Raw genomic sequence first — 12444 nt, 5'->3', positions numbered from 1 at the left:
GCCGCCGGCAGGGCGGCCACCCGGAAGGCGACCCGCATCCGGGTCAGGGCGGTCCGGACGATGTCGTCCGGAAGCTGGAGGGTGACCACGGGGAGGATGTCGGTGCGGGCGTGGACGGCCAGCCAGGGGTCCGCGATGAGGACGACGTGGGTGGAGTTGTCGTCGCTGTCGGGCTCGGTGAACGGCCGTGCGGGCAGACGGAGTTCGTTTCCGGTGACCGGGGTGAGGTACGGGTCGGGGTCGGCCGGCGCGCCGTGGGTGTGGAAGAGCCCGTAGTCGTCCTGGGTGAAGAAGCCGACGAGTCCGTCGGTGGGGAGGTCCGGGTCGCCGAGGCGGATGTTCCACCGGTAGTCGGGGTACTCCGCTGTCCCGGGTCGCAGGACCTGGTCCCAGTCGGCGGAGGTCAGCGGCGGGCCGTCGAGGTCGAACCGCAGCCGGGAGCGGATCAGGGCCAGCGGGCGTCCGGCGAGGTCCGCGAGGGAGTTCTCGGGCTGGAGGCCCGCCGCGGGGGCCAGCGCGCCGAGGGTGTCGTCGAGGACGTCGAGCATCGCGGTGAACGAGGCGGGCCCCCGGTCGCGGAGCGTGCGCAGGAAGCCCGCGAGCTCGGGGTGGGCCACGGCGAAGGCGTCGGCGTCGAGGTCGGGCAGCGGCGACCCGGGCAGCGGTTGCCAGCTGACCTGCGGGCTGTGGTCGGGCGCGAGGGTGAGCCGGAGCTCGCCGAGCCCCTCCCCCTGGTCGCTGTAGGCGAGCAGGGAGCGGTCGGCACGGTTGAGGTGGGTGGCGAGCAGCCATCCGCAGACGGCGGGGTCGGGCCGGTCGGGTGCGAAGGTGAGGCGGGCGGGCTGCAGGAGGCGCGGCGGGAGTTCCGCAACGCAGTAGGCCGGCGGGTCGCCGTCCGGGCTCGCGATCCTGCCCTGGTCGGGGGTGACGCTCCAGGCCAGGAAGGGGCGCAGCTGCTCGTACTGCTGTTCCGTCGTGGTGACGACGTCGCAGGCGCGGCCGAAGGTGTCGACCAGCTTGACGTTGGTGAGGTGCAGCTGGCCGGCGCGGACGGGCTGGAAGCGGGACTCGCTCCCGTCCGGGGGGCCGGGATTGGGGACCGGGGTGTGCGGCGCGCCGGTCAGGTCGCCCAGGGGTGCCTCGGGCGGCAGGTCGACGGTGGTGTGCCGGTGCAGGAACCAGTCGTTGAGGCCGTCGAGGGTCTGGGAGACCAGGTCCAGGTCGGCGGCGCCGTCGCGCAGCCGACGCAGTGCCTCGACGGGGGCGTCGGGGTGGCGCTCGGCGTGGTGGGCCAGGCGGGCGGCGGCGTTGAAGGCGGGCAGGGCGGTGAGGATGCTGCGGCCCCGGAGGACGTCGTACGCGGGGGCGGCGTTGGTGCCCTGCCAGCGGTAGCGGGTGCCGTCGAAGGCCCAGTTGTCGGTGTCGTCGGTGCGGAAGGGCAGCGGGTAGAGCCGGACCTCCCACAGGAGGTACAGCGGTGTCCAGGGCTGGCTCCACGGCGCGGTGTACTCGGCGACGGTTCCGGTGATCAGCCGGTCGGGTGCGGCGAGGTCCTCGGCGAGGGCGGTGGCGTACGTGCCGGGGTCGGTCGCGGGTGTGACGGCGGCGCGGGCGAGCAGGGCGGACTCCGCCAGCACCCGGGTGAGGGTGTCGGTTTCGGGGAGGCCGGTCAGGTCGGGCGCGGGTGGCGTGGCGGGCGCCGGGACGGACCGGCCGGCGATGCTCAGCGCGGTGATCAGCTGGTCGGGGGTGCGGCACGGCAGCGGGGTGTCGCGGGTGACGCGGCGCCGGTTGCCGGTGTTGCGCAGGACGATGGAGGGATCGGGCACCTGGTAGTAGGGGGCGGGGGCGACGCGTTTGAGCCGGCAGCCGTCCGGGAGGCCGTGGTCCGCGGCGTACGCCCGGATGGCGTCCTGCAGTTCCTGCGCGGTCGCGCCGGTGGGGACGGGCGGAAGGGCGGCGATCCGGTCCCGCAGGGCGGAGACCTGTCCGGCGAGGCCGTCCGCCCGCGTGGGGTCGAGCTCCGGGGCGCAGGCCGCCGCGAAGCCGTCGGGTTGTTCGTCGGCGGGCAGGCCCCGCAGCCACCACAGGCCGTACAGGCGCCGTTGGAGCGCGATCAGTTCGCGGGCCGTGGTGTCGAGGGCGAGCTGGTCCTCGTTGAGCTGGGCGAGCCAGGCCTCCTGCCGGGCCCGGTCCTCCGCGGGCAGCGCGGCGGTGCCGGTGATCTCCCAGGTGTAGCCGGGCGGGCTGGGGCCGAACCAGGCGGCGTGGGCGGCCTGGTCGAAGGCGGCCTGGCTGATGTCGAGGGTGTCCAGCAGTCCGTACTGCAGGGCCGTCCAGAGCTGGTGGTCCACCGGGTCGCCGGTGGTGGGGAGGGCGCTCGTGGCGTCGGCCGCGGTGTGGCCGAGTGCCACGTCCACGGTGTAGTCCGTGGGGCGCCCGGACGGCGGGCGGACGGCGTTCGGCCTGTTGTCCCAGGCCAGTCCCGGGACGTGGCCGACGTACAGGGAGCGGCTGACCGCCTGCGGGGCGTCGGTCAGGCTCCAGCCCAGTTCGGCGAGGCGCGCGGCGAGGCCGGTCCCGGTTCCGGTGACGATGTCCTTGGCCGGGTCGGAGTACCAGCCGACCACGGCGTAGCTGAGGTCCGCCGTCGGCCCGGGGAGGTCGCCGAGGGTGTCACGGAAGGAGAGGACGTTCTCGTTGTAGGGCTGGTACGTCGAGAAGGTGGGGAGCCCGCAGCCCACGGCGGTGAGGAACATCTCCCGTCCCGCGGGCTCCGCCCAGGGGCCGTCGGCGAGGTTCACGGAGCGGCCGATCCACACCGGTTGCGGGCTGGCGGAGGACGGGTCGAGGTACGGGGAGGTGCCGTCTCCCGTCCCGCCGTCGTTGAAGTCGCTGTCGACGATCCAGCCGGTGACGGTCGGGTCGGTGTCCGGCTGCCCGGTGGGCCGGGCGTAGCGGACGACCAGCCACCGGTTGGGCACCAGAGGGAAGGTGACGTCCGCGGCGCCGGGCTCGGCGTGACCGGAGCGCAGCGCCTCGGGCAGCTGCCACTGGAGGTAGACGCCGGTGTCCAGGTCGTCGACGGTGTCGAAGGGCTCCGGCTCGGGGTCGTGGTGGTTGCCGAGGTTGTTGTAGAAGTCCGGCTGCCAGCGCTGGAAGGGTTCGGTGGTGCGGATGTCGTCGTTGACGAGGAGGGCCTCGACCTCGACGGGGACGAGCAGGGGTCGGGTCACGGCTGGCGCTCCTCGGCGTGGCGGAAGGCGATGCGGTACGGGGTGTTGAGGAGTTCGAGGGCGTAGTCGGCGGGTGTCAGGCTCCCGGTGAGCTCGCCGAGGCCGGTGAGGCTGGCGGCCAGCGCGGGGACGAGGGCCGTCTTCGCGTCGCCGTCGGCGATGTTGAGGACGCCCGCGCCGCCGGTCCGGAGGAACCGGCTGACGTCCGTGAGCGCGGCGTCCGGGATGGAGGCACCCGGCTGCCCGTTCCGGTCGGTGAGGTGGCGCAGGCCGATCCGGTCGTCGGCGTCGATGCCGTAGGAGAGGCCGTGGTGGGGTTCGGCGATGACGACGTCGTCGGGCACCTCGGCGAACAGGCACAGCAGGAGGTCCGGCGCGGGGTTGGCCCGGTACACGGGGGCGAAGGACGGTCCGTCCCCCGCGCTGCCCTCGACGGTGAGGCCGGGCATGTCCCGGACCAGGCGGGAGCGGAGTAGGAAGCCGGCCTTCGGCACGTCCTCGGCTCGGCGCCCTGCGGCCAGCCGGGCGTGGACGACCGTGTGCAGGTGGGCGTCCAGGCTGGTGACGACTCCGGTGCTGAGGACTCCGTCGGCGAGCGCCCGGAGCCACAGGGGGTCGACGTGGAAGAAGCGGATGCTCTCCGCGGGCAGCATCCGGGCGTCCGCGACGAGCGCGTCGAAGGGCAGCGCGGCCAGCAGGCCCAGCGGGTCCGTCAGGGGGGCCAGCGGGGCGGTGTGCTCGGCCACGAGGTCCCCGAGCAGGGCCCGGACGTCGTCCCGGCCGAGGAGTGCGTGGACGTCGTCCCGGCCGGGGAGGGCGGCCGACGGACGGGCCGGCGGCGAGGCGGACACGGGGTGGTCGTTCCCGCCCGGGGCGGCGAGCCTGCGCAGGGCGTGCTCGCCCCAGTCGGCCGCCAGCAGCTCGTGGAACCGCTGCCGCGCCGGGTGGCCGTCCCACAGGGTCCGGGCCTGCCCCGGCTCGGGTACTCCGTGGACGGCGACCCTGCGCAGGAACCGGGTGGTGGCCGCCCGCAGTTCGCGGCGCGTCCGGGAGACCGTGGCGGCGGTGTCCGCGTCGGCCAGCGCCAGGGTCTGCCCCAGGGTCCAGGCACTGGCGTAGCCGACGTCGAAGACCCCGTACTCACGCAGGTAGACGAGGGCCTGGTCCGCGCTGGTGAGCGGTGCGGGGATGGTGTCGACGGGCTGGGCCGGCACCGGGGTGAACGGCCCGCGGTACCAGGCGTAGGTCCGCTCGCCGGTGGGCGTGTGGCTGGTGACGGGCACGTAGCCGTGCGCCAGCCGGTCGGCCGCCTCCTGCTCGACGGCGCTGCGGACGACCGCGCCGTTCTGCGGGGGCAGCCGCAGCGCCAGGGCGCTGGGGTCGTCCTTGCCGGGGGCCGCGATGCGCGTCATCAGGTCGTAGAAGAGCGTGTCGTCGTCGGGGGTGCCCGGATCGTGCCGGAACGACCAGGACCAGAGGGAGACCATCCGCAGGGTCGCCTGGCTGGGCGGCGTACCGTCGAGGCAGGCCCGGAACCCTTCGAGGGAGACCAGGTGGGCGGTGTAGCCGCCGGCGGTGCGGGGGAAGCGGTTGCCGACCACCACGCTGTAGCGGCCGGCGTCCAGTTCCTCCGCGAGACCGGCCCCGACCCCCGGCCGGGAGCGGAGCGAGGCGGGGTCGCCGACTTCCCGGATGTGCGCGAGGTAGTCGAGGTCGGCCGGCCTGGGGGCGATGGCGGTGAACAGCCCGGTGGGCACGTCGATGCAGCGGCAGGTGCTGTCCAGGACGTCGGGGAGCACCGTGGCCGCGTCGATGTCGGGCACCCGGACCTGCTCGGTGCCGGAGGACAGCAGGGCCCGGACCGTCATCGCCGTGCCGGTGTCCTGGGGTTGCTCGCCGCGCTCCCCTTCGGCGAACAGCAGCAGCGCGACCCAGGGGGCCCGGGAGGTGTCGTCGACCTGCTGCTCCCAGGGCAGGGTGGCGCGGTCCAGGGTGAGGTGGGGCAGCTGGTCGCCGAAGTCGCCCCGGGCCCCGGCCGCCGGGCCGCAGCTGTGGATCATGCCCGGGTCCAGGCTGAAGCGCGGGGCGCGCACGTCGAAGTCCTGTGCGGCGTCGAACTCCGCCAGGGTGGTGCCGCCGTCGGCGACGGTGTGGGCGACGGTGATCCGGTAGGACCCGCCGGGCAGGGCGGGCCGGTAGGAGTCGTAGAAGGTGACGATGCGCCCGGTCTCGTCCGGGACGCCGGGCGTCCCGGTTTCGGTGGGGTGGAGGCTCACAGGGGTCTCCCGGAGGTCAGGCTGCTGCCGGGGCCGGCACCAACAGGGGTTCAGCGGACAGGCCGGCGGCGGCGAAGGCCCCGTAGCCGGGGAGCGGATCGTCCGTGCCGGGGCTCACCCCGAGCGCGGCCAGCGCGGCGTCGAGGCCGCTCCGCGCCGCGGTCACCGGCGCCGAGGCGATCTCGGCGGCGATGATGCCGACGACACTCGGGTCCCCGTCCTGCCAGGTGTGGGGGACGGGGCCGACGGGCTGTTGCTCCGGGCCGATCGGGAGCCGTCCCTGGTCGAGGTCCTCGGCCGACAGGGCCTCCTCGGTGGCCGTGAGCGGGTCCGGGGCCAGGGCGGCGGGGGGCACGGTGACGGTGAAGCCGGCCAGCTGGTCGGCCACCAGGTCCTTCCCGCCCTCCGGGACGGGCGGCGGGCCGTCCAGCGGGGAGCCCCAGAGGGCCTTGGGGACGTTGCTCCGCAACGGCTTGACCTGCCAGCCCTCGCCGAGGACGTCGACGGTCTCCTCGCCGCGCCTGATCGTGAGCAGCTGCCGGGAGTCCAGCCCGGTCTTCGCCATGGGGCGGATGCTCAGCGCGTCCCCCGGGGCGAACGACGCGTCGTCGAGGAGGAGCTCGGAGGCCGGCACGGCACAGCTCACGGTGAAGCCGAAGCCGTGCGCGGACACCGCCCACACGTCCCCGGCGCCGGACTGTCCGCCGCCGTCGGAGGAGCCGCCCGGCAGTAGGCCGGCCACCGCCGTCACCCGCAGCATCTGCGCTGCGGGCGGAAGTTGGGGCAGGAACTCCTCCCAGGTCAACGGGTCCGGAGCGGTGTCCCCGTGGGAGCCGAACGGGATGGTCACGTGGAAGCACAGCACGTGGAAGGTGGCGCGGCCCCCGACCGGCGGGCCCCACAGGTGGACGTCGACGCCCAGCTCCAGGGTGATGGTGAACAGCCAGAGGTGGAGGGACACGCCGACGTCCACACCCACGTCGACCTGGAAGTACAGCGGCTTCCACTGGACGAGCGCGTCCAGGTAGGCGGTGAGCCACGCCTTCACCGGCCCCGCGTGGAAGTTCACGTTCAGCGACGCCCCCGCCATGACGGCCGAGGGGGTCAGCGCCGCGTACGCCTCGCCGCGGATCGACACGCAGTCGGAGATCGACCACGCGAACCCCAGTCGCGGCACGTCCGGGTACCAGGAGGGCCGCTTGAAGGCGGGGTGGTAGCCGCCGATGGTGACCAGGGCGTCGCCGCCGTGCCCGCTGCCGCCCAGCCACAGGCGCAGGGCCAGGCCTCCGGTCAGCTTGCAGGCCGGGTCGATGACGAAGGACTCGGGGGTCAGCGTCGAGGTCCAGGCCAGCAGCCCCTGCGAGGACTGGTAGAGGGCCTCCGTCTCCACCTGGATCTCGGCGATGGCGTGGCCCGCCTTCGGGAACGCCGCCGTCGTCAGCCCCAGGAGCCCGACGGTGAAGTCCTGCCCGAACTCCACCACGGCCAGCGCCACCGAGTCCACCAGCTCGAAGGAGGTGAACTCCAGCCCGACGGCGCACCAGGTCTCGCCCGCCCGGGGGCTCACCCACCCGTCCTGGTCCAGCTTCTCCAGCAGCTCCAGCGGGGTACTGTCGGACTGTCCGCCGGTCATCATGGCGACGAGGGGGAAGGCGTCCACGCCGTCCGGGGCCGGCAGCCTGAGGTCGCTGTTGTAGCCGAAGCCACCGAGGAAGCCCTTGACCCGGAACGGCGGCGGCCCGAGCCCCTCCCCCGCCAGGGACAGCTGCCCGAGGACGAACATCGAGGCGAAGCCGTCCGCCCGGTGGGAGTACGCGCCCAGGGCGGAGAGGCTGACCGGCGGTGTCCGGACGACCAGCCCGCCCTCGACCTGGAGGTCGTACGGGTCCGGCGCGGGCCGGCGCACGACCAGCGCCCCGGACAGTTCCACCGGCGGGTGGTCGAAGGCCACGCCCAGCCCGTCCAGCCGCGTGCGCACCCCGAAGGCATCGCCGTCGAGGGTGAGTCCGAGCCCGAGCCCGTCGGCGCCGACCTCCAGGCCCGAGGCCGTGAACGAGGCGTCCACCAGCACCCACGCGGTGCCGTCCTGGTAGGTCAGCCCGAGTCGCGCGACGGTCAGCGGCCCGAGCGTCCGGTCGAGCCGGACCCAGGCGACGGTCGCGGCGCCGGCCGCCGCGTCGCGCTCCCCTGCACGCGGGGCGGGCGGCTTCGGCGTGGACGTCGGGAACAGCGCGACCAGCGGCTCCTGCTCCGCGCCGCCGATCGCGTAGGGCACCGAGAGCACGGCACCCTCCTCCAGCCCGGCGGCGGGCGCGGGGAAGCGGGGCAGCTCGGCGGCGGCCGTCCCGGTGGCCGCGACGGCCTCGTTGAGGGCGGTGAGCTGGTCATGGGTCAGCCGGCCCGTGCAGACCGAGACGGCCGCGCCGTCCAGCCGGATGTCGTCCTCGGCGGGAAGGAGGCGTCCGACGAGCGGCAGGTCCGACGCCTTCGCGGTGACGACGGCCTCCAGCGTGGCCGCCCACACGTGGCCCGTGGCGCCGGAGCCCTCGGCCGGAACCGCGGCGAGGACGGACCGGGTGTGCTCGGTCGTCACGGCGAGCACCGTCGTTCCGGTCCCGGTGTCGAGGCGGAAGGCCGCCGACGTCAGGGTCGGCAGCAGGGCGTCCGGTACGCCGTCGGGCAGGGTGATGCCCAGGGCCGTGGCCAGATCTGGCAGGGAGAGCGTCTCGCCCTCGTCGGCGCTCCAGGAGGCGGAGATCGTGTAGCCGCCGTCCGAGGTGCGGTCGATCCCTCCGCCGAACCAGATGTGGCCGGTGTCGCCGATCTCGATGCCGACCTCGACGGACAGCGTGACGGCGGCCTCCTGCGGGCTGCCGTCGTCGCCGAGGGTGGACCGACCGATCTTGACCAGCAGAACCGGGGTCGCGCCGCCGATCCTCGTCTCCGCGGCGACGGTGAAGGTCCATTCCGAACCCCCGGGGCCGGTGAGGACTTCGAGCGTGAGGTTTCCCAGGGTCAGGTCCGCCAGCCCGCGCGGGATGGCGCTGCCCGCCCAGTTCTCGGCGAGGTAGTCGAGGAGGTCACCGATCGGGATGTCCTGGGCGCTGCCGCGCGTACGGGTCCAGCCGTCTTCCTGGTACCAGATGTCGAGGTCCAGGGTCCGGCCGTTGACGGTGATCTGAGTGACCGGGGTGGCGTCGCGCGGGAGAGCGGACCTGGCGCTCGCCAGGGCGGGCGCGGTCCGGATACCGAACTTGTACTCGCTCGGCGACCTGCCCTCCCGTTGCCAGTCTGCTGCTTTGAGGGGCCACACCTGTGGCCGGGAAATCATACTCATGCGCGCCAGTTCCAGGAATCTGATTCCCTCCTTCGGCAAACCGCCCGGATAGTCGAGATAATGACCCAGGGATTCGTTCGCCTTGTTCCGGTAGAAGAAAGCATCCGGCTTGATGATCTCCTTGCAGCCCTTTTCGAAGCCGTCACGGGGGTCATCATTGCGTTTGCCCCCGGTCGGCCCGATGAAGAGATTCCCCGGCAGCCATTCGAACAATCGAACCAGATCGTCCCGACCCTTGGGCTCCGGCGCGCTCGCGTCATGCTCGAATCCCCCGTTGAAGCTCTCCGCGAAGCTCTTGAGATTGTCGACGTCGCCCTGGGTATAGCTCATGTCCTTGTACTGGTCATAGCAGATGGAAAGATTGGACACCAGCGCCACCAGGGCATCCCGAAGGCCGGACTTCGAGGCGTTGTACTCCCTTTCGATGACCTCGTCCCAGAACCTGATCAACCGGCTGCACGGCACGATGTGGTGACGAGCCAACGGCACACCGCCGACCTTGCGCAGGTCCAGGTCGTCCGGATCCCTGTCGTCGTCCTGGATTTTCGATGTGAACGGATTGTCCAACCGTCCACCACCGACCATCAGATTTGCTTTCACCGGTTCCGCGTCAGCCATAGCCCACCCTCCGCCAACGGTCCCGGCAGTAGACATCCGGGTTCCGGATCATCAAAGCCGATTCGTCGAACGGTCTCCGGACGTCGGCCGGATCTGGCGCATTACGGCCCCTCACTGGCCGAATCCCCGATGAAGGACTCCAGTGCCGTTGATTAGTCCATTCGGGTGATGACTTCTTCATTTCCCCGACGAACAACCAGCTGCTGCACTAACGGGCCTCTCGCAGCCCGCGCCAAGAGCGAGCGGCCGGGCCCGGATGCTCGTCAGCTCGCGGCGTCACCCTCGGAGGCCGCCCGGGCGAGGGAGTCCGCCACCGTCGCGCAGGCCAGCCGGGTCACGGACCGCAGCTCGGCGTCCGGGGTGCCGGCCCGGCTCAGGACGGCCAGCGACTGGTTGACGGCGACGACGAACGTGGCGAGCTCGTCGAGCGTCCGGGCGTCGGCCGGGGAGTCCGCCAACGCGGCGCGGACCCGCCGGCGTTGGAGGTCGAGGAGGCCGCGCACCCGGGCGCCGCTCTCCTCCGTCAGCGTCGGCGACTGCGCGGCGGACTGGGCGACGAGGCACCCGGCGGGAACCGACGGGTCGGCGATGCGGTCCAGGACGACGTCGAAGAACGCCTCGACGGCGCGCACCGGGTCACCGGGGTGAGCGGCGAACGCCTGCTCGTACCGGGCGCCGTAGAGCGCCGCGTAGTGGTCGAGGCACTGGTGGAACAGGGCGTCCTTGCTGCCGAAGGTGCCGTAGAGGGAGCCCCGGCCGAGGCCGGTGGCGGAGCCGAGGGCGTCCAGCGAGGCGTCCGCGTACCCGCGCTGCCAGAACACCCGCATGGCCTGGTCGAGGGCCGCCTCGACGTCGAACTGCTTCCGGCCGGACACCGCACGCACCTCCTGTTTCGCCCGTCTGCCGTGAGCCTACCCGCATCCTGGATCGATCGGTCAAACAATCTTTGACCGATCAGTCCAAGATGGCTACCGTGGCGGCCAGTGGTCCGGTGTCAGCACCGCGAAAGGAATGCCCATGAGCCCGTCGTCCACCCCCCTGCCCACGCCCGAAGGCCCCGGCTCCGTCGCCGGGGCGCCGAACCTCCCGGCCGGATTCGCGCAGACCTTCACCAGCCGGTACGTCGACACCGGGCACCTGCGCCTGCACGCCGTCACCGGCGGCGAGGGCCCGCCGCTGCTGCTGCTCGCCGGCTGGCCGCAGACCTGGTACGCCTGGCGCCTCCTGATGCCCGCGCTGGCACGGGACTTCCGGGTCGTCGCGGTCGATCCGCGCGGCGTCGGGCTGTCCGACAAGCCCCTGGACGGGTACGACACCGGGACGCTCGCCCGCGACCTGGTGGCGCTCATGGACGCGCTCGGGCACCGCCGGTTCGCCATGGTCGGACACGACGTCGGCATGTGGACCGGCTACGCCCTGGCCGCGGACCACCCCGACCGGCTCGAACGCCTGGCCGTCGCCGAGGCCGCGATCCCCGGGCTCTCCCCCACGCCGCCGCTCTTCGGCAGCCAGGAGGCCAACGACCGGCTCTGGCACTTCGCCTTCAACCGCCTCGCCGGCGTCAACGAGCAGCTGGTCGCCGGGCGGGAACACCTCTACTTCGGCCACCAGTTCGCCACGAAGGCCGCGAAGGCCCTGCCCGACCACGCCGTCCGGCACTACGTCGACACCCTCGCCGCCGATCCGCAGGCCCTGCGCTGCAGCTTCGAGTTCTACCGCGCGCTGGACGCGACCATCGCCCAGAACCGGCAGCGCGCGGCCCGACGGTTGCCCCTCCCCGTCCTGGCGATCGGCGGAGCGGCGAACCTCGGCGCCTCGGTCGGCGCGACGATGCAGTTGGCCGCCGACGACGTGGAGAGCCTGGTCCTCCCCGAGTGCGGCCACTACCCCGCCGAGGAGGCCCCGGAGGCGATGCTCTCCGCCCTGACCGCGTTCCTGGCGCCGTACCGCGCCGGGCGGGCCGCCTCGGACTGAGGCCGCCCGCACCCACCCGCCCCGCCCGCCCCGCGCGTCGCGGGAGACAAATGTTGAGCATTCAACTATGCTGCTCTCAGCGGCGCCGGCCACCAGCGGTCGTCCGCCGAGGCGACCCGCCGCACCCGAGGAGGAACCGTGGACCAGCCCGTCACCGACAACACCGAGAAGTCCCGCTTCGAGATCCACGACGGCGGCGAACTCGCCGGCTTCGCCGAGTACCACCGCTCCGGCGACGAGATCGCCTTCATCCACACCGAGATCGACCCCCGCTTCGAGGGCCGAGGCCTCGCCGGCCGTCTGGCCCGCGCCGCCCTGGACACGGCCCGCGACCAGCGGCTCGCCGTCCTCCCCTACTGCCCCTTCATCCGCGGCTGGATCACCAAGCACCCCGAGTACGCCGACCTGGTCCCCGCCACCCACCGGGCCCGCTTCGGCCTCTGAGCCGCTGCGTACCGCGCCGTCCGGGCCGCCGCAGGAGGGCCCGGACGGCTTCGGTCAAGATCCCGAACCCTTGTTCCACCGTTCGGTAAAGACACTGGATCACCGGACGCGTGCCGCCCTACGGTGGCGGCATGAGTGATCACTCCGAAGCACCCGTCGCACCCGTCCAGGCCTTTGAACCCCCGTACTACGTGGCCGTCTTCACCGCACTGCGCACCTCGGACCAGAGCGACTACAGCGAGACCAACGCCCGCATGGAAGAGCTGGTGAACGACATCCCCGGGTACCTGGGGATGGACCACGCGCAGACGCCCGGCGGACTGGGCATCACCGTCGGGTACTTCCGCGACGCCGAGGCCCTCACGGAGTGGCGGACCAACGCCGAGCACCGCGCCGCGCAGACGCGCGGGCGGGCCGACTGGTACCGGAACTACACACTGCACGTGGCGAAGGTCGAGCGCAGCCACGGGTTCGTGCGGGCGTAACTCCCACAACTCCCGACCGGGAGAGGGCAGAAGCCCCCGGGTGAGGGCGGGGCGGGCGCCGCAGTGAGCAGCGC

Annotated in this window: 8 protein-coding genes; 4 read left to right on the top strand and 4 right to left on the bottom strand. The window is 73.0% G+C overall.

Going from position 1 to position 12444, the window contains the following annotated elements:
* The 3 genes from ACFU6K_RS14885 to ACFU6K_RS14875 all read right to left on the bottom strand — a co-directional run.
* Positions 1–3236, bottom strand: a 3236-nt coding sequence (locus ACFU6K_RS14885; RefSeq protein WP_380663198.1) for a hypothetical protein, incomplete at its 3' end; no start/stop codon positions are given.
* Entirely contained in the window at positions 3233–5512 is a 2280-nt protein-coding gene (locus ACFU6K_RS14880; protein WP_380663196.1) for a hypothetical protein, read from the bottom strand. The genes ACFU6K_RS14880 and ACFU6K_RS14885, both read right to left, overlap by 4 nt.
* Before the next feature lie 16 nt (positions 5513–5528).
* On the bottom strand, positions 5529–8849 hold the full coding sequence (locus ACFU6K_RS14875; protein ID WP_380663195.1) for a DUF6603 domain-containing protein: 3321 nt from the start codon (positions 8847–8849) through the stop codon (positions 5529–5531).
* A 60-nt stretch (positions 8850–8909) separates the two neighbouring features.
* On the opposite strand from ACFU6K_RS14875, the gene ACFU6K_RS14870 reads away from it, so the two are divergent.
* Positions 8910–9623 (top strand): hypothetical protein, encoded by a 714-nt coding sequence (locus ACFU6K_RS14870; protein ID WP_380663194.1) that lies wholly within the window; start codon positions 8910–8912, stop codon positions 9621–9623.
* A 107-nt stretch (positions 9624–9730) separates the two neighbouring features.
* Here the strand turns inward: ACFU6K_RS14870 and ACFU6K_RS14865 are convergent, their stop codons facing one another.
* Positions 9731–10342, bottom strand: a complete 612-nt coding sequence (locus ACFU6K_RS14865; RefSeq protein WP_380663192.1) for a TetR/AcrR family transcriptional regulator — start codon at positions 10340–10342, stop codon at positions 9731–9733.
* 142 nt (positions 10343–10484) lie between these two features.
* Between ACFU6K_RS14865 and ACFU6K_RS14860 the strand changes: the two genes are divergently transcribed.
* The 3 genes from ACFU6K_RS14860 (at position 10485) to ACFU6K_RS14850 (ending at position 12370) form a co-directional block, all read left to right on the top strand.
* Positions 10485–11441, top strand: a complete 957-nt coding sequence (locus ACFU6K_RS14860; protein ID WP_380663191.1) for an alpha/beta fold hydrolase — start codon at positions 10485–10487, stop codon at positions 11439–11441.
* A 138-nt stretch (positions 11442–11579) separates the two neighbouring features.
* Positions 11580–11885, top strand: coding sequence for a GNAT family N-acetyltransferase (locus tag ACFU6K_RS14855; RefSeq protein ID WP_380663189.1), 306 nt, complete (start codon positions 11580–11582; stop codon positions 11883–11885).
* Positions 11886–12016: 131 nt separating this feature from the next.
* Positions 12017–12370, top strand: coding sequence for an antibiotic biosynthesis monooxygenase family protein (locus ACFU6K_RS14850; protein ID WP_380663188.1), 354 nt, complete (start codon positions 12017–12019; stop codon positions 12368–12370).
* Positions 12371–12444 lie beyond the last annotated feature (74 nt).

Source organism: Kitasatospora sp. NPDC057512 (assembly GCF_042802135.1).
GTDB lineage: Bacteria > Actinomycetota > Actinomycetes > Streptomycetales > Streptomycetaceae > Kitasatospora.
The sequence above is the reverse complement of the archived record's forward strand: the minus strand, read 5'-3'. Positions and strand labels throughout refer to the sequence as shown.

Coding starts and splice junctions, on each gene's coding strand:
- ACFU6K_RS14870 (WP_380663194.1), top strand. CDS start 8,910: ATGACCCAGGGATTCGTTCGCCTTGTTCCGGTAGAAGAAAGCATCCGG.
- ACFU6K_RS14875 (WP_380663195.1), bottom strand. CDS start 8,849: ATGAGTATGATTTCCCGGCCACAGGTGTGGCCCCTCAAAGCAGCAGAC.
- ACFU6K_RS14850 (WP_380663188.1), top strand. CDS start 12,017: ATGAGTGATCACTCCGAAGCACCCGTCGCACCCGTCCAGGCCTTTGAA.
- ACFU6K_RS14860 (WP_380663191.1), top strand. CDS start 10,485: ATGAGCCCGTCGTCCACCCCCCTGCCCACGCCCGAAGGCCCCGGCTCC.